The sequence below is a fragment of the Acuticoccus sediminis genome (assembly GCF_003258595.1).
In the GTDB taxonomy this organism is placed as follows: domain Bacteria; phylum Pseudomonadota; class Alphaproteobacteria; order Rhizobiales; family Amorphaceae; genus Acuticoccus; species Acuticoccus sediminis.
This window is the reverse complement of record NZ_QHHQ01000002.1, coordinates 1,200,046-1,222,534: the sequence shown is the minus strand read 5'-3', so window position 1 is coordinate 1,222,534 and position 22,489 is coordinate 1,200,046. Positions and strand designations below refer to the sequence as shown.

Genomic DNA, 22,489 nt, shown 5'->3' with positions numbered 1-22,489 from the left:
GGTCTACCCGGCCCGCCGGGGCCTCTGGATGAGCACCGAGGCGAGCGCCAGCAGGCCGGAGCCCAGCATCAGCACCACCGAGACCGCGTTCAGGACGGGCGTGGAGCCGGCCTTCACCATGCGGTCGTACATCACGATCGTGAGCGGCGCGTCGGAGCCGACCAGCATCAGCGTGGTGTTGAAGTTCTCGAACGAGACCAGGAAGGCGACGATGAAGGCCGAGAACATCGCCGGGAACAGGAACGGCAGGGTCACCGTCGTCAGAACGCGCAGCCGCGAGGCGCCGAGGTTGAGCGCGGCCTCCTCGAGGGCGATGTCGAACTTCTTGAGGCGCGCGGCAATGACGAGGGAGGTGATTGTCGTCAGGAACGCCACCTGGCCGAAGACGATGAGCGGGATGCCCGGCCGCAACCAGGTGATGAAGAGCCCCATCTGCCGGTCGGCGAAGTTGGCGATCATGGAGGCGAAGACGAGGATCGAGATGCCGAGGATCACCCCCGGGATGACGAGCGGCACGATCATCAGGATGTAGAGCGCCGACTTGAACGGGAACTGGCGCCGCTCGAACAGGAAGGCGTTCGTGGTCCCTGCCGCCACCGCGAGCGCGGCGACGATGAGGCCGATATAGAGCGAGTTGCCCATGCCCCGCAGCAGGCGCGTGTCGTGGAGGAGGCCGAGCTTCGGCTCGGTCGGCGAGAAGAACCAGTCGAGCGTGAAGCCGCGCCAGGGCAGCGAGGGGAAGAGCGAGTCGTTGAAGGCGAACGCGCCCGCCGCCAGCAGCGGCGCGATCAGGTACAGGAAGAAGATCACCACGTAGGCGCGGTAGACCCAGCGGAGGGTGGGTGAGGACGGCATCTGCGTCAGTCCTTCGCCACGGTGGTCGCCAGGCTCTGCCCGGTGACCCAAAGGCCGACCCACACGACGAGCGAGGTGAAGACGAGGAGGACCACGCCGAAGGTGGCGCCGGCCTCCCAGTTGTAGCGGGTGATGAACTGGTTGTAGATCTGCTCGGTGAACCAGCTCGAGTTCTTGCCGCCAAGTAAGATCGGCGTGAGGTAGCTGCCGGCGGTCAGCATGAAGGTGATGATGCAGCCCGCGACGATGCCCGGCATCGCGTACGGCACGATGATCCGCCGGAACACGGTGAGGCGGGATCCGCCGAGGTTGTAGCCGGCCTCCAGTAGCGCGTTGTCCATCCCCTGGAGGGTGGAGACCAGCGGCACGATCATGAACAGGATGACCGTGTAGACGAGGCCGATGACGACGGTGACGTCGTTGTAGAGCATCTCCACCGGCTCGCCGATGATGCCGAGGCGCAGGAGCACCGACGACACGACGCCGGTCTCGCGCAAAAGCACGATCCAGCCGTAGGCGCGCACGAGGTCGGAGACCCAGAGCGGGATGAGGCACATCAGGAACAGCGTCGCGCGGCTGCGCTCGCCCGCCACCTTGGCGATGTAGTAGGCGACCGGGAAGCCGATCACCAGCGCGCACGCCGTCACCAGGATGGACATCCACGCCGTGCGCAGGAGCGTGTTGCGGTAGATCGGCTCGCCGACGAAGTCGAGGTAGTTCTTCAGGCCGAACTCGTACTGGTTGATGCCGACCTTCTCGCGCAGCGAGACGTAGCCTATGCCGATCTGCGGCAGGACGATCAGGAGCACGATCCAGAGCAGGAACGGCGTGAAGAGGAGGAAGAGCGACAGCCGCCCCGCGCCGCGCGGCATCACCCGTATCTCCGCGCGAAAATGCGGGCGCGGTCGGGGAACCAGGAGATGCGTACCGACGACCCCTCGCCGGCGGTGTCCACCTGGGACGGGTCGGCGACCTCGATGAGCTGCCCGGTCGCGAGCTTGACGAGGACGCGTGAGTTGGCGCCGTTGAAGAGGAGGCTGTCGACCGTGCCGTCGAGGCCGGGCACCCCGTCCACGGCGCCGATCTGCAGCGCCTCGGGCCGCATGAAGACCTCCACCTCGTCGCCGTTGGCGCTCGCGTCGGAGAGGTGGCCGACGACCGCGCCGCCGCCGTCGAGCGCGACCTCCGCCTCACTGCCGCGCACCTCGACGATGCGGCCCGGGAGGCAGTTGGAATCGCCGACGAAACCGGCGACGAACCCGGAGACGGGTGCCTGGTAGAGTTCCTTCGGCGGGCCGATCTGCTCGAACCGGCCGGCGTTCATCACCGCCACCTGGTCGGACATGACGAGCGCTTCGGACTGGTCGTGGGTGATGTAGAGGAAGGTCGTCTCGAACTGGTGCTGCAGGAGCTTCAGCTCGATCTTCATGTGCTCGCGGAGCTTGAGGTCGAGCGCGCCGAGCGGCTCGTCGAGCAGGAGGACGTCCGGCTCCAGCACCATGCAGCGGGCGATGGCGATGCGCTGCTTCTGCCCGCCGGAGAGCTGGTCGATGCGCTTCTCCTCCGAGCCGGGGAGGCCGATGCGCTCCAGGATGCGGGTGACGGCGCGCTTGATGTCGGCGCGGTTGTCGCCCCGGCAGCGCAGCCCGTAGGCGATGTTCTCGCCGACGTTCATCATCGGGAACAGCGCCAGGTGCTGGAACACCATCTTGACGTTGCGCTTGTTGGGCGGGACGGCGACGACGCTCTCGCCCTTGATCCTGATGTCGCCGGCGGTCGGCGTCTCGAATCCCGCGATCATGCGCATCAGCGTGGTCTTGCCGCAGCCCGACGGCCCGAGGATCGAGAAGAACGAGCCGGAGGGTACGTCGAGCGACACGTCCGACACGGCCGTGAAAGGGCCGAATGTCTTCGTGACGCCGGTGCAGCTCAGATCATGCATCGTCGCCCTTTCGAGAGAGTTGGCGGGGCGGCGCCGGCCGCCCCGGTCGCCTGGCTTACTGGGACGAGGCGGCCTGGATGCGTTCCAGGGCGATGCCTTCCATGTCTTCGAGGCCGGGGGGGATGTTGGCGAAGAACTTGAGGTTCTCGATGTCCTTCTCGTCGAAGGCGGCCTCCACCGCGGCGCGCTTGTCCTCGGGCAGGAGCTCGATCCCGTTCGGCACCGCCGCGATGGCGCCGGTGGACGCGGACATGATCTTCACGTTCTCAGGCTCGAGGACGAAGTTGATCCACTTGTAGGCCGCGTCGTCCGCCTGGCCGCCGCGCGGGATCGTGAAGGTGTCGATCCAGGCGAGGGCGCCGGTCTCCGGCGGGACGAACACGATGTCCGGGTTCTCGGCGTAGATCTTGAAGGCGGTCGAATCCCACGTCTCGGAGAGGGCGACCTCGCCGGACAGCATCAGGGCCGAGAGGTCGTCGCCGCCCGTCCAGTAGGTCTTGACGATGCTTTTGCACGCGATGAGCTTCTCGGTGACCTTGTCCAGCATGTCCTGGTAGGCCGCCTTGTCGCCGTAGAGGTCGAACGGGTTCATCCCCATGCCGAAGGCGGTGCCGAGGAGGATCGTGCGGCGCAGGCGCATCGAGGTGCGTCCCTTGTACTTCTCGTCGCACAGGTCGGCCCAGCCGGTGGCGTCCGGCGCGAGCGTCTTGTTCACCATGATGCCGGACGTGCCCCACTGGTGGGGGACGGAGTAGACCTCGCCGTCGATGGTGGTGTTCGCCTTCACGCCCTCGACGAGCTTCGGCGTCATCTTGTCGACGTTGATCTTGGAGAGGTCGAGGGGCTTGTAGATATTGTATTCGACCTGGGCCGCGTAGACGCGGTCGTGGCTCGGCTGCGCCAGATCGAAGCCCGTGCCGCCGGTCGCCCGAAGCTTGGCGATCATCTCCTCGTTGTTGGACAGCGTGACCTCGACGTCGATGTCGGGGTTCTCGGCTTCGAACTTCTTGATCAGTTCCTCGGGAGCGTAGCCGCCCCAGGTCAACAGACGCAGCGTTTCGGCATTGGCCTGGCCAGCCATCACCAGAATGGCCGATCCGGCCAGCAGCGTGCGCAGCAGTGACGTCATAGTCCTCTCCCCTCGTTGCACGACTTGGTCTTGTTGGTGTCGTCCTTGCAGTTTGACTTGAAGTGGACCGTAGTTCGGGGTGCCCCGAAAGGTCCATTTCAAGCGTATTGGCATTCCGATCTACACGCCCAGGCGGTCCAATATCCGATAGGTCGTCACCGCCGCAGGCAGGAACCATGGATCTCCGGCGTAGAGCGGCCGGGTCGGGAAGGCGGGTCGCATCATCGCCGTCTCGCCCGCCGGATCGCCGAGGACCCGCAGTCCCATCTTCATGCCGAGGTAGGATGCCATGCCGACGCCCGAACCGCAGTACCCCATCGCGTGATGGATCCGCCCGGTGCGGCCGGTGTGGGCGAGGCTGTCGAAGGTGTAGGCGACGAAGCCCATCCAGGCGTGCGTGATCCGCGCCTCGGCCAGCTCCGGAAACAGCGAGCACATGGTGTCCCGGAGGCGCTGCCCGGCGGCTTTGGCGCCCATCTCCCCCGCGCTCGCGCGACCGCCGAAGAGGATGCGCCGGCCGTCCGGCGACGTGCGGTAGTAGTAGACCACGCGGCGGCTGTCGGAGGCGATGCGGTCGGTCGGGAAGAGCCGCTTCACCAGCGCCGGGTCGAGCGGCTCGGTCGCGATGATGTAGCTGCCGATGGGGATGACCCGGCGCCGGTGCCACGGCGAGACCGGCCCGGTATAGCCGTTGGTCGCGAGCACGACGTCGGGCGCCGTGATCGCCCCGTGCGGGGTGCGCACGGTGACGCCGGACGGCGTCTCGTCGAGCGCGGTCGCCGGCGTTTCCGGCACGATGACGCCGCCCGCCTCCAGCACCTTCGCGACGAGCCCCGCGTGGTACGCGCCGGGGTCGAGGACGGCGTGGCGATGGTAGACGAGGCCGCCGTGGTAGGCGTCGGTGCCGAGCTCCTCGCGCTGGCGCTCGCGCGGGACGAGGGTGACCGTCTCGCCGTCCGCCAGCCCCTCGAATTCCCGGTACGCCCTGGCGCTCGCCGCGGCGTGGAAGCGGCCGCAGGAGCGGAAGTCGCACGCGATCCCCTCCGCGCGCACGAAGTCCTCGACGAAGGCGCGCGAGGCGATTCCTTCGGCGACGATCCCGCGGGCGGTCTCGGCGCCGTGCCGTTCCGTCAGCGTCTCGAGGCTCGGCTTGATCGAGGTGCTGATCTGCCCGCCGTTGCGGGTGGAGCACCCTTCGCCGATCCGGCCCTTCTCCAGCACCACGACCTTGCGGCCGGCGCGCGCGATCCGGAGCGCGGCATGGAGGCCGGTGTAGCCGGAGCCGACGACGACGGCGTCGGCGCGGGTCGGCAGCGCCGGCCGCTCGATTGCGAGCGGCGGGGCCGTGTCCCACCAGTAGGGCGTGGTCTTCGGCTCCATCCGTCAGCCGATCCTCGCCGCGACGCTCTTGACGCGCAGATAGTTCCGCACCGCCGCAAACCCTTTCTCCCGGCCGAAGCCGGACTGGCGATTGCCGCCGAACGGCACCTCGATGCCGCCCGCGAAGTATTCGTTGATGAAAACCTGTCCCGCGTCGAGATCGCGCGCGAGTGTGTGCGCCGCGGCAAAGTCGCGGGTGTAGATGCCGGCCACGAGCGCGTAGGGCGTGCCGTTGGCGAGCGCGGCTGCGTGCGCCGTGTCCTCGGCGACCTGCACGGCGAGGACGGGGCCGAAGATCTCGTCCTGCACGAGGGGATCGCCGGCATCGGCGTCGTCGAAGATCGTCGCCTCGAAGAACCAGCCCGCGCCGGTCTCCGGGTCCGCTGTCGCCGCGCCGCCGACGAGCGGCGTCAGCCCCCGCGCCTTCGCGGCCTCCACCTTTGCCGTGACGCGGGCGAGGTGGGCCTCGGAGTTGAGCGGTCCCAGTGTGGTTCGGCGCAACCCGTGCCCGATCGTCAGCGTGCGGACCCGCTCCAGCACCCGGCCGAGGAGCGCGGCGTGGACCGCGCGCTCCACCACGAGGCGGGAACCGGCCGAGCAGATCTGCCCGGCGTTCTCGTAGATGGCGCCGATCACGCCGTCCGCCGCGGCGTCGAGGTCGGCGTCCTTCAGGACGATCAGCGGGGACTTGCCGCCGAGCTCCAGCACGACGCTGGCGACGTTGCGGGCGGCGGCCTGCATCACGCCCTGCCCGGTGGGGACCGACCCCGTGAACGTGACGTGCCGCACGCGCGGGTCCGCGACGAGCGGCGCGCCGGTCGCCGGCCCCGTCCCCGCGACGACGTTGCAGACGCCGGCGGGAAGGCCCGCGCGCACGAGGAGTTCGGCCAGCATCAGCATGGTGAGCGGGGTCGTCTCGGCGGGCTTGGCGACGACGGTGCAGCCGGCGGCGAGCGCCGGCGCGACGCCCCGCGCGGCGGTCGAGATCGGGTAGTTCCAGGGGATGATGTGGGCGGTGACGCCGACCGGCTCCGGGACGGAGTAGCCGAGATAGGCCTCGCCGATGGGGAAGGTCTCGCCCTCGATCTTGTCGGCCGCACCGGCGTAGTACTCGAACGCGCGCGCGGCGCCGGCGACGTCGCCCTCCGCCTCCTGCAGCGGCTTGCCGCTGTCGAGGCTCTCGGCGAAGGCAAACCGCGCCGCTTCCGCCCGCAGCAACATTGCGGCCCGCATGAGGATCGCGCCCCGCTCCGACGCCTTGGTACGGCCCCACGCCCGCTGCGCCTTCTGCGCGGCGGACACGGCGCGGTCGACGTCCTCCGCCGTTCCAGCCGCGACGGCGAGGAAGGGGCGGGCGAGGCCGGGATCGAACGTCTCGAGGCGTTCGCCCGCGGCCGGCGCGACGAACGCGCCGTCGATGAAATGATCCACCGGGAGGTCCGGCAGAGTACCGTCGTCGAGGTAGGCGCGGACCGCGGCGGCAAGGTTCATCGCTCGACCTCGCTCACCGCATAGCGGGACTTCGCCAGCCACTCGGGCGAGATCTCGACGCCCCAGCCGGGCGTGTCGGTCACCCGCGCGCAGCCGCCCTCGATGACGTAGGGGTCATTGGCGAAGAGCCCTTCCTGCCAGGGATAATAGTCCTCCCCCTCGATCGAGAACTCGAGATACTTGCCCGCGTTCGGCAGCGCGCGCAGGAGGTGCATGGTGAAGATCGTCACCATCGAGAGGTTCGCGCTGTGCGGCGTGACCGGCAGGCCGGCCTCCGCCGCCATCGCCGCGATCCGCCGCGTCCGGCCGATCCCGCCGGCGTAGAGGACGTCGGGCTGGGCGACGTCGACGGCGTGGAGCTCGAACATGCGCTTCCAGGTGGGGATCCAGCAGTCCTGCTCGCCGCCGGTCACGTCGATGTCGAGCGCGGCGGCGACCTCGGCGGTCTGCTCCAGCTCCCAGTAGGGGCACGGCTCCTCGTAGTGGGAGATGCCGTTTTCCTCCAGCATACGGCCGTAGTGGATCGCCGCCTTCGGCGCGTAGCAGGAGTTGGCGTCAGCCAGCAGCGCCACGTCCTCTCCTGCGAACGCGCGCGCGATGGTGGGGATGATCGCTTCCGTGCGCCCCTCCCACTCGTCCTGCCCCCGGCCGACCTCTGCGCCGATGCGGAACTTGAAGGCGTCGAAGCCCTTCTCGCCGCGCAGCCGCCGGAACCGCTCCGCCTCGTCCTCCGGCGTGATGTCCCGCTTCATCGACGACGCGTAGGCCCGCAGCGGCCCGGGCGTGCCGCCGAGCAGCACCGCCACCGGCACCTCCGCCAGCCTGGCCCTGAGATCGAGCAGCGCCGTATCGACGCCGCCGATGGCGCGGCAGATGTAGGAACCGGGGAACTTGTGTTCCTTTTCGGCGGCGCGGTCGAGCAGGTCGTCCTGGTCCTCGAAGTCGAGGCCGAGCACCCAGGGAGCGACCTGCCGGTGGAGCACCTCGGCGGTGATGTCGGACTGGTAGGTCGAAACCTGTCCCCATCCGGTCGCACCCGTCTCGTCCGTCACGCGGACGAATCCGACGAACGCGTTCGCGAACGTCTCGATGCGTGTCAGTCGCATGCCGGCCTCACCCGTTCTGCTTCGACGACGGATTCAACTTGCAGATCGGTCTGCCGATAAGGTCCACTTCGCACTAGTGGGCGGACCAATCGGCGAGGGCACGGTGACGAAATATATCGGCGGGGCGCTGATCCCCACGCTGCAGGTCGACCGGGGCGACGCCACCAACCTCTCCATGCAGCTCGCCACGCACCTGCGCGAGCTGATCCTCTCCGGCGACCTTCCGCCGGGAACGCGCCTGCCGGCGAGCCGCGTCCTCGCCGTGGAGCAGGGGGTCTCCCGCACGACCGCCGTGGCAGCCTACGAGCAGCTCACGTCCGAGGGCCTGCTGGTGAGCCGCGTCGGGGCGGGCACCTACATCAGCGACGACGTCCGTCCGCCGCCCGCGCGCCTCACCCCGTCGCCCACCGCGCGGCTGCCGCGCCTCGCCAACATCAGCCACGAGCTGTCGGAACAGTATTTCCCGCGCCTCGAGCACCCGAGCTCGCCGCGCCCGTTCGTCACCGGGATGCCCGCCATCGACGCCTTCCCGATGGCGATGTGGGCGCGCCTCTCGGCCCGCTACTGGCGGGGCGCGCGCTCCGAGATCATGTCGTACCCGGACGCGCTCGGCCTGCCGAAGCTGCGGGAGGCGATCAGCCGGCACCTGCGCGCCAACCGCGGCGTGGTCTGCCAGGCGGACGAGGTGTTCGTCTTCGCCGGGGCGCAGGACGGCTTCATGCAGATCGCCCAGATCCTGCTCGACCCCGGCGACCGGGTGTGGATGGAGAACCCGGGCGCGATCGGCGCGCGCAACGCCTTCCTGTCGCGCGGCGCCGACCTCGTCCCGGTGCCGGTGGACGGCGAGGGGCTCGACGTCGCCGCCGCGAGGCGCCTCTGCCCCGACATGCGCATGGCATTCGTGACGCCGGCGCACCAGCACCCGCTCGGCTGCACCATGAGCCGGGACCGCCGCTTCGAGCTCCTCGCGGCCGCCGAGGAGAGCGGCGCCTGGATCGTCGAGGACGACTATGTCGGCGAGTTCCACTACGGCCGCCAGCCACTGCCGCCGCTGAAGGCGCTCGACGGGGGAGGGCGCGTCCTCTACGTCGGCACCTTCTCGAAGGCGCTGTTCCCGGCGATCCGGCTCGGCTACGCGGTCGTCCCGCCGGCGCTCGTCGCGAGCTTCGAACGCGCCCTCAGCGCCGTGGCGCACGGGGTGTCCAACGCGATCCAGTCCATCGTCGCCGACTTCATCGCCGAGGGGCACTTCTCCTCCCACCTGCGGCGCATGCGGGACCTCTACCGCGGGCGGCGCGACGCGCTGATGGACGCGGCCGACCGCCACCTCGGCGGGATGCTGGCGCTGTCCCCGACGGACACCGGATTCCACACCATCGGCCTGCTCCCGCCGGGCCTCGACGAGCGTACCGTCGCGGAGGCGGTGAAGACCGCCGGGCTGGCGATGGCGCCGCTGTCGCGCTTCGCGCTGTCGCCGCTCGCCGTCCAGGGCCTGACGCTCGGCTTCAGCGCGGTGTCGCCGCAGGAGATCGACCGGGGTGTGGCCCGGCTCGCCGAAGTCCTCAGGCGAACCGAACGAGATCGGCCAGGATCAGGTCGGACGCCCGCTCGCCGATCATGAGGCTCGGCGCGTTGAGGTTGCCGGCGGTGATGGCGGGCATGATCGAGGCGTCGGCGACGCGCAGCCGTTCCACGCCGTGGACCCGCAGCCGCGGGTCGACGACTGCGCCGCCGTCCGGGTCCGGGCCCATCGCGCACGTCCCGCACGGGTGGTAGACCGACGTCGTGGTCCGGCGGACGAACGCCTCCAGCGCGTCCGGGTCCACGACCTCGGCCCCCGGCGCCAGCTCGCGGCGGATGATCGAGGCGAGGGGTGGCTGCGCCGCGATGGTGCGCAGCAGCGGGATCGACCCCAGCAGCTCGGTCAGGTCGTCCGGCGCCGAGAAGTAGAGCGGGTGGATCTCCGGCGCCGCCTCGGGGTCGGACGAGCGGATGTGGAGCCAGCCACGGCTCTTCGGATGACAGTTCGAGATGCCGAGGTTGAAGCCCTGGAAGGTGTCCGGCTTCGTCAGCCGCCGCTTGCCCGGCACGGCGCGCGTGTAGGAGAGCGGCGAGAAGTAGAGCTGGAGGTTGGGCCGCGTGCGGCCCTCGTCGCCGCGCACGAAGCCGCCGGCCTGATTGACGCTGAGCGACAGCGGCCCGCCCCGCGTCAGCACGTACCGCAGCGCCGCCACGGAGCGCGCGAGGAGCGGCCCCAGCGTCGCGTTCAGTGTCGGCACCCTGGCCTCGAACACGAGGTCGAAGCCCACGTGGTCCTGCAGGTTGCGGCCCACGTTGGGGGAGGCGGCGACAGTCTCGATCCCGAGCGGCGCCAGTTTCGCCGGGTCACCGATCCCCGAAAGCTGGAGGATCTGCGGCGAGCCGATGGCGCCGGCGCACAGGATGACCTCGCGCCGCGCCATGACCCGGCAGAGCCGTCCGCCGCGCCGGTATTCGACGCCGACGGCGCGCCGCCCCTCGAACAGGACGCGCGTCACCGCCGCCTCGGTCACGAGATCAAGGTTGGGGCGCCGGAGGGCCGGGTGCAGGTAGGCCGTCGCCGCCGAGCAGCGCAGGCCGCCGCGCGTGGTGATCTGGTAGAAGCCGACGCCTTCCTGATCGCGGCCGTTGAAGTCCGGATTGCGGGCGAGGCCCGCGCTCTCGCAGGCCGCGACGAAGGCGTGGCTGACGGGATGCGCCTCGGCGGCGATTGTGCGAACCGTGATGGGCCCCCGGTCGCCGCGCCACGCGTCGCCGCCGGCAAGGTTCGTCTCCAGCCGCCGGAAGCAGGGCAGGACATCGGCGTAGGACCAGCCGGTGTTGCCCGCCTCGGCCCACCGGTCGTAGTCGCGTGCCTGCCCGCGGATGTAGACCATGGCGTTGATCGACGAGGAGCCGCCGACGACCTTGCCCCGCGGCCAGTACGCCTTGCGGCCGCCGAGGCCCTCTTCCGGTTCGGTGTAGTAGCGCCAGTTGAGCTTCGGGTGAAAGAACGCGCCGCCGTAGCCGATCGGCATCCGGACCCACAGGCTGAGGTCCGAGCCGCCCGCCTCGAGCACCGTGACGCCGAGTTGCCGCTCCTCGGACAGGCGCGCGGCGACGACGCAGCCCGCCGAGCCGGCCCCGACGACGACGACGTCGGTCGTTGCGATCTCTGCCGGTGTCACGCCAGTCCCTCCGAAGCGCTTCGGTCCACGCTAGGGGCGGAAGGGTGCGCCTTGTCGCCGACCATTGCAGGAGATCGCAAAGTCCAATCCCCGGCCATCCGCGCCGCACGGCCTGCGCTGCGGCGATCCTCGCCAACGCCAGCGCGCACCGCTGCCGCAGGCTGAGCCGGCCGTCCTTGCGTGCGGGCGCACGCATTGCGATCATCCCGCTGAAACGTCAGCAGGCAGGCGATGGCAGACGCTCTTTATCCCGAGATCCAGCCCTACAGGACCCATCGCATCAACGTCGATCCGCCCCACGAGCTCTACGTCGAGGAATGCGGAGCGCCGGACGGTGTCCCGGCGCTCTTCCTGCATGGCGGACCCGGGGGCGGCGCGAAGCCGTTCCAGCGCCGTACGTTCGACCCGCGCCGCTTCCGCGTGGTGCTGTTCGACCAGCGCGGCTGCGGACGCTCCACCCCGTCCGCCGAGCTCGACGGCAACACCACCGACAAGCTGATCGAGGACATCGAGACGATCCGCGAGACGCTCGGCATCGAGCGCTGGCTCGTCACGGGCGGCTCGTGGGGCAGCCTCCTGTCGCTCGCCTACGCCATCGCCCATCCGGACCGGTGCCTCGGCCTGCGCCTCCACGGCGTCTTCCTCGGCACGCCGGACGAGACGCGCTTCTGGTACCACGGGATCGGCCTCTTCTTCCCGGAGGCGTTCGCCGAGTTCGAGGGTCACGTGCCGCCCGGCGAGCGGGGCGACCTCCTCGCCGCCTACCATCGCCGCCTGATCGACCCGGACCCCGCGGTGCACATGCCGGCGGCGCAGGCGCTGCGCACCTTCTCGGCGCGCACCCAGACGTTGCTGCCCTCCGCCGCCCATGTCCACGCCCTGACGGAGCCGCGCGCCGCGCTGGAGATCGCGCGGATCTTCGCGCACTACTGCATCAACGGATGCTTCCTGCCCGAGGGGCACATCCTCTCCGGGATCGAGACGCTGCGGCACCTGCCCTGCGAGATCGTGCAGGGCCGCTACGACGTCGTCACGCCGCCCCGCGCCGCCTGGAGGGTCAGGACGGCCTGGCCGGAGGCGAATCTCACCGTCGTCGACCTCGCCAGCCACGTCGCCACGCTGGAGGCGCCGGCGCTCTCGGCGGCATTGCGGGCCGCGACGGACCGCCTGGCCGATCGCCTGACCGGCCGCGCGGCGTTGAGCATCGAGGACTACCTCGACCCGCGCGCCGCCGGCACGCCGGCCGTCAGCGACGACGGCACGCTCCTCGCCTTCGTGTCCGACGCGACAGGCTTCGCCCAGCTCTACACGAAGGATCTGACGAGCGACGCGCCGCCCCGGATCCGGCTCAGCCTGCCGGAGATGGTCGGCTCGGTCTCGTTCCGCCCCAAAAGCCGCGACATCCTCTTCACGACGGACGTCGGCGGGGACGAGCGGCACCAGCTCAACCTCATCGCCGAGGGCGAGTACGCCGCCCGGCGCCTGACCGACGCGCCCGGCTTCGTCCACCTGTGGGGCGCGTTCGACCGCGCCGGCGAGAGGTTCGCCTTCGCCTGCAACGCCGGGCATCCCTCGGACATGGCGCTTTACGTCAGCCCGGTCGCCGGCGGCGCGGCGCGGGTCGTCGCCACCGGACCCGGCTGGCGCACGGCCCGGGCCTTCTCGCCGGACGGGACGAAGCTCCTCGTCGAGGACGACCGGCTCGGGATGTACGACGCCGAGCTCTCGCTGGTCGACATCGAGGACGGCTCTGCCCGGGTCCTCCTGCCGCGCGACGGGGCGCATGTGAGCGGGACCGCCTTCATCGAGGACGGAGCGCGGCTCCTCGTTGCGACCGACCGGGGCGATGGCTACCACGGGCTCGGCGTCATCGACGTCGCGTCGGGCGGCTTCGCGTGGCTCTCGCGGCCCGAGGGCGACGTCGAGATCATGGCGGCGCCGAAGGGCGGCGGGCGGCTCGTCGCCTGCGCGATCAACGACCGCGGCTATTCGCGGCTCGTCCTCCACGACCTCGACGGCGGTGGTGAGCGCGACCTGCCGCTGCCGTTCGCCGGGCGCCTCACGAGCGTCACCTTCATGCCGGACGGAACGGCCCTCGTGGTGGCGCTCGCCGGCTTCCGGCGGCCGGCGGCGGTCTACCGGATCGACGTCGCGACGGGCGAGGCGACGGCGCTCGTCGAGCATCCTGCACTCGCCGAGAGCGCGACGGTCGAGCCCTCGCTCGTCGACATCGAAACGTTCGACGGCGCCAGCGTGCCGGCCTTCGTGTTCGAGCCGAGGGGGGAGTTGCCGACGGGCGGGCGGCCGGCCCTCGTCATCGTCCATGGCGGGCCGGAGAGCCAGTACACGGCCCACTGGCGGGCGGACGTCCAGTACCTCGTCAGCCGCGGCATCGTCGTCGTCGCGCCCAACGTGCGCGGGTCGACCGGCTACGGGCGCGACTGGCAGGCGGCGGACGACGTCGAGAAGCGCATGGACAGCGTCAGGGACCTCAAGGCGGTCCGCGACTGGGTGGCGACGCGGGACGACGTCGACTCCGAGCGCCTCGCCGTGTTCGGCCAGTCCTACGGCGGGTTCATGACGCTCGCCGCGATTACCGAGTACCCGGAGGACTGGTGCGTCGCGGCCGAGTTCTACGGCATCGCCGACTTCCGCACCCTCTTCGCCACCACCGGCCCGTGGCGGCGCACCTTGCGGGCGGTGGAATACGGCGACCCGGACTCAGAGTCCGGCCGGGCCCTGTTCGACCGCATCTCGCCGATCCGCAGGATCGACCGCGTGAAGGCGCCGCTCTTCATCGCCCACGGCGGACGCGACCCCCGCGTGGCGCCGAACGAGAGCGAGATGGTCAACGCCGCGCTTTTCGGGCGGGGCCACCCGGTGCGACTGGTGCGCGTCGAACACGAGGGGCACGGCTTCGCACGCCTCGCGAACCGCCGCGTGGTCTACAACGAGATGATGCAGTTCCTCGAGGCGCGGCTCTTCTGAGCGGTCAGCGCAGCAGCGACTCGGCGGTGCGCTCGTTGGTGACGAGGCCGGTGATCAGCCGGCCCAGCAGCGCGCCCCGGATCGCGGCCACCTTCGAGCGGCCGGCGGCGACGCCGTAGACCGGGACGCCCGTCCCCGCCAGCGGCACGCTGTTGACCCGCGCGTTGGCCCCCGCGGGGAGCAGCGCCCCCTCCCGGTCGAAGACGAAGCCGGTGATCTCGCCGACGCCGCCGGCCGCCTGCAGGGAGGCGACCTCGTCGGCGGACAGGAAGCCGTCGGCCAGCATCGCCGCGTCCGCGCCGATGCTGCCGATCCCGACGAACCGCACCGCCGCCCGGCGGGCGAGCGCGACGTGCCGCTTCACGAAGTCGAGCCGCTGCAGCATCTCGCGGTCCTCCGCCGAGCGCGAGTAGATCGGCAGCCATGCCGGGTAGAGCGCGGCGTCGACCCGCTCGGCCATCCGCTCGCCGACATTGTAGCGGGAGGCCGACCCGTCCGCGCCGACGTGGCTCAGCAGCGCGACGATCCGGTGCTGCGGGCAGGACATGGGGGAAAGCTCCTCCACGCAGGATCGCAGCGCGCGGCCCGTCCCGACGGCGAGGATCCTCGGCTCGGCCACCTTCAGCTCCCGCTCCATCACCGCCGCGCCGGCGGCGCCGAGGCCGGTGATGGCGTCCGGCGCGTTCGGCGGGCTGGGGACGACCTCGCAGGCGCACAGGCCGTACCGGCTGCGGAGGGTTCCGGCGAGCTCCATGCAGCGGCTGATCGGGTGGTCCACCCGCACGTTGACGAGCTTCTCCTCCACCGCGAGCGCGACGAGGCGTTGCGCGGTCTGCCGCGAGACGCCGAGGTGCTCGGCGATGCCGTCCTGGCGGTATCCGGCGACGTAGTAGAGCCAGCCCGCGCGTGCGGCGAGGTCGATCCGCCTGTCGGGTTGGGGGCTGTCGCTGGTCATCTCGCCTGATCTCGCCGTCCTGCCGCCGTTCCGGTGCGCCCGTCCCGCCGGCGCCGCGTCGGGCAGGAGGGGTGCGTTGCCTGTGGCGCTAGGCGACGGCGACCGGCGCCACGCCCAGAAGGTGCGCCAGTTGCTCGGCCGAGGTCGCCACCGCGACGGCGCCCGCCTCGCGCAGGACCGCCTCGCGGGCCGGACGCGTCTCGCCCGGCGTCACGAAGCCGATGGGCACGACCCCCGCCGCGCGGGCCGCTTCGATCCCTGGCGGGTTGTCGTCGATCATGACCGAGTCGCGGGCGGCGACGCCGAGCCGCTCGAGGCAGAGCTCGATGAGGTCCGGCGCGGGCTTGGGCCGCGGCACCATCTCGGCCGAGTAGACGTGCGGGCCGAAGAGGGCGCGGATCGGCAGCAGGCCGAGCGAGCGGTCCAGCCGCTCGATCCCGCTGTTCGAGGCGACGCAGTAGGGGCGGTCCAGCGCCGAGACCAGCGCCTCGATCCCCGCGACCGCCTCAAGCTCCCGGGCAAAGCGGGGGAAAAGGGCGGCGCGGCTCGCCTCGAGGAAGCGCTCCGGTTCGTGGATGCCGTCCTCCGCGCGCATGGCCGCGATCATGTCGATCGCGGCGAGGCCGGAGAAGCGGGTATGGATCTCGAACGCGGTGGCCGGATGGCCGGCCTCGGTCAGGACGTCCGCGAGGACCGCGGCGGACAGCGGCTCGCTGTCGATCAGCACGCCGTCGCAGTCGAAGATGATCGCGCCGCGGGGAAGGTCGGGCGCGCCGGTCGGGCGTGCCGTCACCTCATCGCCCCGCGGGCGGCGAGGGCGAGGTCGGGTCGGTCGGAGGTGAGGTGCCCGACGTCGCGGGCGAGCCAGTCGCGCATGGTCTCTTCATCGTTGACGGTCCAGGCACAGAGTTGCGCCTTTGGCCACAGCCGGCAAGCCTCGTCCCAGTTCGCGGCGAGGAAGTCGTGTCGCAGCGCGACGAGGTCGGCGAGGCCGGTGGCCATCTTGATGAACGCCTCGAGCCCGCCCTGCCGGCCGACCCATGCCTCGTCGGCGGAAATCAGGCGGGCGATCCCGGGCGCGGCGGCGCGGCAGTCCTCGAGGACGGCGGCCGAGAACGAGGTCAGATGCGTACGCGGGGCGAGACCGTGCGCCTCGATCACGGCGGCGACCTTGCCGGCGATGCCGGGGTAGGGCTCGCCCTTCTCGTCGAGCTTGATCTCGGCGTGGATGCCGAGACCGTCCGCCGGGGCGAGGACGGCCAGCACCTCGGCAAGCGTCGGCACGCAGTCGCCGCCGTTCTCGAGGCGGGTGGAGCGGCGCGTCTCGGGCGTCAGGGCGCGGACCGGGCCGGTGCCGTCCGTGGTGCGGTCCAGCGTCGGGTCGTGGATCACGACGAGCTCGCCCGCGTCGGTCAGGTGGATGTCGAACTCGATGGCGTCGCAGCCGAGCTCGACCGCGTTGCGGAAGCCCGTCAGCGAGTTCTCGGCCCAGAGGTTGCGGGCGCCGCGATGGCCGGTGATGGCGGTCATGGGAGGTCTTTCGAGGATTAGCGGATGGTCGGGTCGAGCCGGTCGCGAAGCCAGTCGCCGACCAGCGAGATCGAGAGCGTCGTCAGCGAGATGACCACCGCCGGCGCCAGCATGATCCACGGCGCGGTCGTCAGGTACTCGCGCCCGAAGCCCACCATGTTGCCGAGGCTCGTCTCCGGCGGCTGCACGCCGAGGCCGAGGAAGGAGAGCCCGGACTCCATGAGGATGATCTCGGGGAAGGTCAGCGTCATCGAGACGATCAGCGTGGACGCGACGTTCGGCAGGATATGGCGCAGATAGACCCGCGCCGGCGAGCCGCCGAGCTGGACGACCGCCGCCGCATACCCCTGCGCGCCGGCCGAGATCGCGAGGCCGCGGGCGATGCGGGCGTACCGCTCCCAGCCGTAGAAGCCCATGAGGCACACGAGGAGCACCATCGAGGAGCCGAAGAAGGCGAGAACCGCGAGCGACATGATGAGGAAGGGCAGCGCCGCCTGGAAGTCCGCCAGCATGACGACGACGTGCTCGCAGACGCCGCGGAACCTGGCGGCGAGGAAGCCGAGCGTCGTGCCGAAGACCGCCGACAGGATCGTCGCCCCGAACGCGATCACAAAGGAGACGCGCACCGACTGGATGAGGCGGGAGAGGACGTCGCGGCCGAGCTCGTCCGTGCCCAGCCAGTGACCCGGCGTCAGCGGCGGGGCGAGGCGGTAGGAAAGGTCCATCTGCGTGATCGCATAGGGTCGCAGGAGGTCGGCGAAGAGGGCGACGACGATCATCGCCGCGAGCCAGACGACGCCGAACGCGACGGTGCCGGGCAGGAGGCGGCGCACGCGGCGGAAGAGGCCGGCGCCGCGGCGGGCGCGCTCGGGAGCGGCGGCGAGGTCGGTGAGGGCCATGGCTGTCTCCCGGGTCAGTGGGCCGGCCGGCCGCGCAGCCGCGGATCGAGCCAGCCGTAGAGGAGGTCGACGACGAGGTTGGAGACCACCATCACCGCCGCGATGAGGAGGAGGATGCACTGCACCACCGCGAGGTCGCGGTTCGTCACCGACACGATGAGGAGGCGGCCGATGCCGGGCCAGGAGAAGATCGTCTCCACCACCACGGCGCCCGCCAGCAGCGAGCCGACCATGAAGCCGACGATCGTGACGATCGGCACCGCCGCGTTGGGGAGCGCGTGGCCGCGCACGACATCGCCCCACTTCACGCCCTTGGCGGACGCGGTGCGGATGTAGGGCTGGCCCATCACCTCGATCATCGCCGAGCGGGAGAAGCGGGCGAGGATCCCGATGCCGCCCACGCTCATGGTGATCGCGGGAAGGATCGCGTGCTGCCACGTCGCGTCGCCGCCGGACGGCAGCCAGCCGAGGGTGACGGCGAAGACGAGGACGAGGACGAGGCCCATCACGAAGGAGGGGATCGTGAAGCCCATCACCGCGAGCAGGATCACGCCGCGGTCGACGGTGCTGTTGCGGTGGAGCGCGGCGTAGACCCCGGCCGGAATGCCGAGGGTGATCTTGAGGATGATCGCCGGGATCGTCAGCGCCAGCGTCGCGGGGACGCGTTCCAGCACGAGGTCCAGCGCCGGGGACTTGTCGCGCATCGAGACGCCGAAGTCGCCGGAGAACATCTGCCCGATGTAGCTGAGGTACTGCTGCCAGACCGGGGCATCGAGGCCCCAGGCGTCGCGGAAGGCGGCGATGGCGTCCTGCGGCACGTCCGGCCCCAGGAGCACCTCCGCCGGATCGCCGGAGAGGCGCAGGACAACGAACGCGAACGTCATCACGGCGAACACCGTGACCACCGCGCGCAGGAGACGGATGAGCACGAAACGCAGCATGGCTCCCTCAGGCGGCGATCTTCTGCGCCGCCGGCAGCAGGTGGCATGCGGCGCGGCGGGACGGGGCGCTCGGGCGGAGCGCGGGGGCGGTCGCCGCGCAGCGCGGCTCGGCGTGCGGACAGCGGGGGTGGAAGGCGCAGCCGGCGGGGCGCGCCGCGGGGTTGGGCGGTTCCCCCTTCAGGATCTGCCGTCCGTCGAGACGCCGGCCGGGCTCCGGCACCGAGGAGACGAGCGCCCGCGTGTACGGGTGCTGCGGCGCGCCGAAGACGGCGTCGACGGGTCCCTCCTCGACGATCTCGCCGAGGTACATGACGGCGACGCGTTCGGCGATATTGCGCACGACCTTGAGGTCGTGGCTGATGAAGACCATGCCGAGGCCCTTCTCGGCCTGCAGGTCGGCGAGGAGGTTCACCACCTGCGCCTGGATCGACACGTCGAGCGCCGAGACCGGCTCGTCGCACACCAGGAGGGCCGGTTCGGAGGCGAGCGCACGGGCGATGACGACGCGCTGGCGCTGGCCACCGGAGAGCTCGTGCGGGTAGCGGCCGGCCTGATCGGGCCGCAGGCCCACCTGTTCCATGAGCGTCGCGACGCGGCCGTCGCGGCCGGCGCGGGGGCCGATGTCGTGGATGTCGAGCGGCTCGCGGATCTGGCGCGCGATGGTGAGGCGCCGGTCGAGCGCGCCGAGCGGGTCCTGATGGACCATCTGCATCCTGGCGCGAAGGCGCCGCCAGGCCGGGGTGCCGAAGACCGGCATCGCCTCGCCCTCGAAGCGAACGGTGCCCGCTTCGGCCGGGTCGACGCCGAGCAGCATCCGGCCGAGGGTGGACTTGCCGGACCCGCTCTCGCCGACGATCCCCAGCGTCTCGCCCGGCCGGACCGACAGGCTGACGCCGTTGACGGCCCGCACGGGGATCGCGCGGCCGAAGAGGCCGGTCCGGGTCTGGTAGACGCGCACCAGCCCTTCCGCCTCGAGAAGGGCGGTCACGGGCGGGCTCCCGCCACGGCCGCGGCGGGTGCCAGCGCCCACGCGGCGCGGCCTGCCGTGTCGGGCACCGGGTCGTGGCAGGCGAGCTGCCGGACCCCGTCCCGGCCCCGAAGCGGCGGCCGGTCGAGGTGGCAGAGGGCGATCCCGCGCGAGCAGCGCGGGGCGAAGGCGCAGCCGCGCGGCAGCGTGCGCGGATCGGGCACCGTGCCGGGGATCGGCACGAGGCGCTCGCGCGGGCCGGTCAGGGTCGGGATCGCGTCGAACAGGCCGCGGGTATAGGGGTGGCGCGGCGCCTCGAAGAGTTCGCCGACCGGCCCCTCCTCGACGATGCGCCCGGCGTACATGACGCAGATGCGCTCGCACACCTGGCTGACCGCGCCGAGGTCGTGGCTGATGAAGACGACCGCCATGCCCGTCTCCTCGCGCAGGGTCGCGAGAAGGTCGAGGATCTGGGCCTGGATGGTGGCGTCGAGCGCGGTCGTCGGCTCGTCGGCGACCAGAAGTTCCGGTTCGCCCGCGAGCGCCATCGCGATCATCAGGCGCTGGCACTGGCCGCCGGAGAATTCGTGCGGGTAGAGGTCGAAGCGGCGCCTGGCATCGGGGATGCCGACGAGGTCCATCAGCCGCACCGCCTCCGCGCGGGCGGCCCGGCCGGTGAGGCCGCGGTGGAGGCGCAGCGCCTCGACGATCTGCCGGCCGGCGCGGATCACCGGGTTGAGCGCACTCGAGGGGTCCTGGAAGATCATCGCGATCTTCGCCCCGCGCACGTCCTCGAGCGTCTGGCGCGGCGCGCCGGCGAGCTCCACCGGTCCGAGCCGCACCGAGCCCGTCACCGCCGCCTTGGACGGCAGCAGGCCGAGGGCCGCGAGCCACGTCACGGACTTGCCGCAGCCCGACTCGCCGACGAGACCCACCGCCTCGCCGGGCGCCACGGACAGGTCGATGCCGTGGAGCACGGGCACGCCGTCGAACGCGACGGTGAGATCCCGGATCTCCACGAGGTTGGATGAGGCGTTCTTCGACACCGCGTGCCCTCCGTTCGAGTTGGACGCAACCGGCCCCGCCAGACCGAAAAACGTCCCGGCAGCCTGGGCCGCCGGGACGCGTGAGGTGGGATCAGTCGGGCCAGTTGGAGGCGCGGAAGTCCATCGCGAAGGCGGGGGCCGCCTTGAAGCCGAGGTCCGAGCGCATGCCGGTGAACACGGCGTTCTGGTGCAGCACCTGGTAGGCCGGGTCCTCGCGCTCGCAGATCTCGAGCATGCGGCCGGCGGCCTTCTTGCGCTTGGCGTGGTCGGTGGAGGTCTCCATCAGCACGCAGAGGTCGTTCATCTCGGCGTTCGACCAGTCGCGCTTCTGCTGGATCTGGCTGTTGGGGCCGAACTGGACGACGATCGGCGTGATCGGGTCGTTGATGTTGTTCGACGCCGACCAGTCGCGGACGCCCTTGATGCCCTCGTGGGCGTGGATCTGGCCCCAGTTCTCCTTCATCTCGATCTCGACGTTGAGACCGACCTGGCGCCACATCTCGACCATGATCTGCCCGTTGGGGACCTGGTTGATGTAGTAGTTGTTGAGGAGGCGGAAGGGGATCGCGTCGCCCTTGTAGCCGGCCTGCTTGAGGAGGTCCCTGGCAAGCTGCGGGTCGTACTCCGGCACCGTCCACCCGTCGATAAACATGTCGGACGAGCGGAAGCTTTCGAACTGGAGGCCGGCGGGGATCTTCGTCATGCCGCCCCACAGCGCATCGACGATCGCCTGCCGGTCGATGGCGTGGGTCATGGCGCGGCGCACCAGCGGATCGGCGAGGATCTCGTTCTCGATGTTGAAGACCGAGATACGGTGGTTCCAGATGGTCGAGGACTGCACCTCGAAGCCGGAGGCGTCCGACACCGTGCCGATCTGGTCCGGCGGCAGGTCGCAGGCGAAGTCGTATTCGCCCGAGAGGAGGCCGTTGACGCGGCTCGACACCTCGGGAACCTCGACGAAGGTGATGCGCTCGAGCGGCGGGCGGCCGCCCCAGTAGTCGTCGAACGCCACCAGCGTGAGCGACACGTCCGGACGGTACTCCTCGACCATGTAGGGGCCGGTGGTGACGGGCTTCTTCGACCAGTCGGAGTAGGTGGCGGCCTCGTCCCACGCGCGGCGGCTCAGGATCTGGCTGCCGTAGGCGTAGAGGCGGCCCTCCAGCGTGACGTCGGGCGTCGCGTTGTGGAGGCGAACGGTGTACTTGTCGACGACCTCGATGCCTTCCAGCGCCGGCCACAGGCGGCGGCCGATGCCGGGCACCGTCGCGGGGAGGTCCTTGCCGGTCTTCGGCTTGTAGTTCTCCTCGTAGATGGTCTTGCCGCCCGCGGGCTCGGTGTCGGCGAAGACGCGCTCCTTGGAGAACGAGAAGGCGACGTCCTCGGCGGTCATCTCGTCGCCATTGTGGAACCTGACGCCCTGGCGCAGGTCGAGCTCGATCGTCTTGTCGTCGAGGCGGCGCCACTGGGTGGCGAGGCCCGGGACCGGACCCTGGTCGCCCATCCAGTCGCGCAGGATGAGGCCTTCCCACAGGTTCGGGAAGAACACCCGCTCGCCGACGTTGGACTGCTCGTGATAGGGGTCCAGCGTGTTGTTGTTGGAGATCTTCTGCACCGCGACGGTGATGGACGGGCGCTGGCCCTGCGCGCGCAGGTAGCCGGGCAGGACGAGGGTGCCGGCGGTGGCGCCCATGAGCCCCAGCGCGTGACGCCGATTGAGGGTGATCATGTGTCGACTCCTGATGAACGGGCGCGAGGGGTGGGCGCCGGACCAGTCGCAAGCCGAGGGGAACGGCTCGATAGGCGCCGGTTAAGCGCGCCGCACGACGCCACGACGACACTTTGACGACGCTTCTGTTACAATTGACCGGCGCCTGGGCATTTGCTCACAGGTGCCGATGATCCTTCCCGCTTTGCCCCCACCGTCACCCGGCCGTCCGTCCCGGCGCCGCACCGGCGTCGGCTGCGGCGCTCGACGGACGCCTCGCGGGCGCCCATCATCGCCCGCGCCCCCGCCGGCGGCCCTCCCGTGGCGGGACCGGTCCGGCCGGGTCGCA

Annotated in this window: 18 protein-coding genes; 2 read left to right on the top strand and 16 right to left on the bottom strand. The window is 70.9% G+C overall.

Annotation, left to right across the window (positions count from 1 at the left end; translation table 11 throughout):
• Positions 1 to 3: 3 nt before the first annotated feature.
• The 7 genes from DLJ53_RS13360 to DLJ53_RS13330 all read right to left on the bottom strand — a co-directional run bounded on the left by DLJ53_RS13360 (position 4) and on the right by DLJ53_RS13330 (position 7,903).
• Positions 4 to 855 (bottom strand): ABC transporter permease, encoded by an 852-nt coding sequence (locus tag DLJ53_RS13360; protein ID WP_111345882.1) that lies wholly within the window; start codon positions 853 to 855, stop codon positions 4 to 6.
• A gap of 5 nt (positions 856 to 860) precedes the next feature.
• Positions 861 to 1,727, bottom strand: coding sequence for an ABC transporter permease (locus tag DLJ53_RS13355; protein ID WP_111345880.1), 867 nt, complete (start codon positions 1,725 to 1,727; stop codon positions 861 to 863).
• Positions 1,727 to 2,797, bottom strand: coding sequence for an ABC transporter ATP-binding protein (locus DLJ53_RS13350; protein ID WP_111345878.1), 1,071 nt, complete (start codon positions 2,795 to 2,797; stop codon positions 1,727 to 1,729). The genes DLJ53_RS13355 and DLJ53_RS13350 overlap by 1 nt, the downstream gene beginning before the upstream one ends.
• A 55-nt stretch (positions 2,798 to 2,852) precedes the next feature.
• On the bottom strand, positions 2,853 to 3,926 hold the full coding sequence (locus tag DLJ53_RS13345) for an extracellular solute-binding protein (protein WP_111345876.1): 1,074 nt from the start codon (positions 3,924 to 3,926) through the stop codon (positions 2,853 to 2,855).
• 120 nt (positions 3,927 to 4,046) lie between these two features.
• Positions 4,047 to 5,306, bottom strand: a complete 1,260-nt coding sequence (locus DLJ53_RS13340) for an NAD(P)/FAD-dependent oxidoreductase (RefSeq protein WP_111345874.1) — start codon at positions 5,304 to 5,306, stop codon at positions 4,047 to 4,049.
• Positions 5,307 to 5,309: 3 nt separating this feature from the next.
• Positions 5,310 to 6,797: an aldehyde dehydrogenase family protein gene (locus DLJ53_RS13335; protein ID WP_111345872.1), complete on the bottom strand. Its 1,488-nt coding sequence runs from the start codon at positions 6,795 to 6,797 to the stop codon at positions 5,310 to 5,312.
• Positions 6,794 to 7,903 carry a mandelate racemase/muconate lactonizing enzyme family protein gene (locus tag DLJ53_RS13330; protein ID WP_111345870.1) on the bottom strand — a complete coding sequence of 370 codons (1,110 nt, stop codon included), beginning with the start codon at positions 7,901 to 7,903 and terminating at the stop codon, positions 6,794 to 6,796. Before DLJ53_RS13330 ends, DLJ53_RS13335 begins: the two co-directional genes overlap by 4 nt.
• 103 nt (positions 7,904 to 8,006) lie before the next feature.
• Here DLJ53_RS13330 and pdxR point away from each other — a divergent pair, with 103 nt between their 5' ends.
• The gene (pdxR, locus tag DLJ53_RS13325) at positions 8,007 to 9,524 is read left to right on the top strand and encodes a MocR-like pyridoxine biosynthesis transcription factor PdxR (protein ID WP_211100585.1); all 1,518 of its coding nucleotides are present in this window, start codon (positions 8,007 to 8,009) and stop codon (positions 9,522 to 9,524) included.
• On the opposite strand, the gene DLJ53_RS13320 is transcribed toward pdxR, so the two are convergent.
• The gene (locus tag DLJ53_RS13320; RefSeq protein ID WP_111346307.1) at positions 9,466 to 11,094 is read right to left on the bottom strand and encodes a GMC family oxidoreductase; all 1,629 of its coding nucleotides are present in this window, start codon (positions 11,092 to 11,094) and stop codon (positions 9,466 to 9,468) included. The two genes, pdxR and DLJ53_RS13320, sit on opposite strands and share 59 nt — an antisense overlap.
• Before the next feature lie 246 nt (positions 11,095 to 11,340).
• On the opposite strand from DLJ53_RS13320, the gene pip reads away from it, so the two are divergent.
• A complete protein-coding gene (pip, locus tag DLJ53_RS13315; protein WP_111345866.1) occupies positions 11,341 to 14,097 on the top strand; it encodes a prolyl aminopeptidase in 2,757 nt (918 codons plus the stop codon).
• 4 nt (positions 14,098 to 14,101) lie between these two features.
• Here the strand turns inward: pip and DLJ53_RS13310 are convergent, their stop codons facing one another.
• The 8 genes from DLJ53_RS13310 to DLJ53_RS13275 form a co-directional block, all read right to left on the bottom strand.
• On the bottom strand, positions 14,102 to 15,052 hold the full coding sequence (locus DLJ53_RS13310) for a sugar-binding transcriptional regulator (protein WP_111345864.1): 951 nt from the start codon (positions 15,050 to 15,052) through the stop codon (positions 14,102 to 14,104).
• An 88-nt stretch (positions 15,053 to 15,140) separates the two neighbouring features.
• Positions 15,141 to 15,845, bottom strand: a complete 705-nt coding sequence (locus DLJ53_RS13305; RefSeq protein ID WP_111345862.1) for an HAD family hydrolase — start codon at positions 15,843 to 15,845, stop codon at positions 15,141 to 15,143.
• Positions 15,842 to 16,582: a glycerophosphodiester phosphodiesterase family protein gene (locus tag DLJ53_RS13300; RefSeq protein WP_111345860.1), complete on the bottom strand. Its 741-nt coding sequence runs from the start codon at positions 16,580 to 16,582 to the stop codon at positions 15,842 to 15,844. Before DLJ53_RS13300 ends, DLJ53_RS13305 begins: the two co-directional genes overlap by 4 nt.
• Positions 16,583 to 16,599: 17 nt before the next feature.
• Complete coding sequence (locus tag DLJ53_RS13295; protein ID WP_111345858.1) at positions 16,600 to 17,481, bottom strand: ABC transporter permease; 882 nt, start codon at positions 17,479 to 17,481, stop codon at positions 16,600 to 16,602.
• Between the two features lie 14 nt (positions 17,482 to 17,495).
• Entirely contained in the window at positions 17,496 to 18,422 is a 927-nt protein-coding gene (locus DLJ53_RS13290; RefSeq protein ID WP_111345856.1) for an ABC transporter permease, read from the bottom strand.
• A gap of 7 nt (positions 18,423 to 18,429) precedes the next feature.
• A complete protein-coding gene (locus DLJ53_RS13285; RefSeq protein ID WP_111346305.1) occupies positions 18,430 to 19,410 on the bottom strand; it encodes an ABC transporter ATP-binding protein in 981 nt (326 codons plus the stop codon).
• Positions 19,407 to 20,435 (bottom strand): ABC transporter ATP-binding protein, encoded by a 1,029-nt coding sequence (locus tag DLJ53_RS13280; RefSeq protein ID WP_111345854.1) that lies wholly within the window; start codon positions 20,433 to 20,435, stop codon positions 19,407 to 19,409. Before DLJ53_RS13280 ends, DLJ53_RS13285 begins: the two co-directional genes overlap by 4 nt.
• A gap of 91 nt (positions 20,436 to 20,526) precedes the next feature.
• The gene (locus DLJ53_RS13275; protein ID WP_111345852.1) at positions 20,527 to 22,161 is read right to left on the bottom strand and encodes an ABC transporter substrate-binding protein; all 1,635 of its coding nucleotides are present in this window, start codon (positions 22,159 to 22,161) and stop codon (positions 20,527 to 20,529) included.
• Positions 22,162 to 22,489: the final 328 nt, after the last annotated feature.

Bases quoted from the DNA above. Each gene is read 5' to 3' on its own strand.
- DLJ53_RS13360 (WP_111345882.1), bottom strand. From the start codon at position 855: ATGCCGTCCTCACCCACCCTCCGCTGGGTCTACCGCGCCTACGTGGTG.
- DLJ53_RS13355 (WP_111345880.1), bottom strand. From the start codon at position 1,727: ATGCCGCGCGGCGCGGGGCGGCTGTCGCTCTTCCTCCTCTTCACGCCG.
- DLJ53_RS13350 (WP_111345878.1), bottom strand. From the start codon at position 2,797: ATGCATGATCTGAGCTGCACCGGCGTCACGAAGACATTCGGCCCTTTC.
- DLJ53_RS13345 (WP_111345876.1), bottom strand. From the start codon at position 3,926: ATGACGTCACTGCTGCGCACGCTGCTGGCCGGATCGGCCATTCTGGTG.
- DLJ53_RS13340 (WP_111345874.1), bottom strand. From the start codon at position 5,306: ATGGAGCCGAAGACCACGCCCTACTGGTGGGACACGGCCCCGCCGCTC.
- DLJ53_RS13335 (WP_111345872.1), bottom strand. From the start codon at position 6,797: ATGAACCTTGCCGCCGCGGTCCGCGCCTACCTCGACGACGGTACTCTG.
- DLJ53_RS13330 (WP_111345870.1), bottom strand. From the start codon at position 7,903: ATGCGACTGACACGCATCGAGACGTTCGCGAACGCGTTCGTCGGATTC.
- pip (WP_111345866.1), top strand. From the start codon at position 11,341: ATGGCAGACGCTCTTTATCCCGAGATCCAGCCCTACAGGACCCATCGC.
- DLJ53_RS13310 (WP_111345864.1), bottom strand. From the start codon at position 15,052: ATGACCAGCGACAGCCCCCAACCCGACAGGCGGATCGACCTCGCCGCA.
- DLJ53_RS13300 (WP_111345860.1), bottom strand. From the start codon at position 16,582: ATGACCGCCATCACCGGCCATCGCGGCGCCCGCAACCTCTGGGCCGAG.
- DLJ53_RS13295 (WP_111345858.1), bottom strand. From the start codon at position 17,481: ATGGCCCTCACCGACCTCGCCGCCGCTCCCGAGCGCGCCCGCCGCGGC.
- DLJ53_RS13290 (WP_111345856.1), bottom strand. From the start codon at position 18,422: ATGCTGCGTTTCGTGCTCATCCGTCTCCTGCGCGCGGTGGTCACGGTG.
- DLJ53_RS13275 (WP_111345852.1), bottom strand. From the start codon at position 22,161: ATGATCACCCTCAATCGGCGTCACGCGCTGGGGCTCATGGGCGCCACC.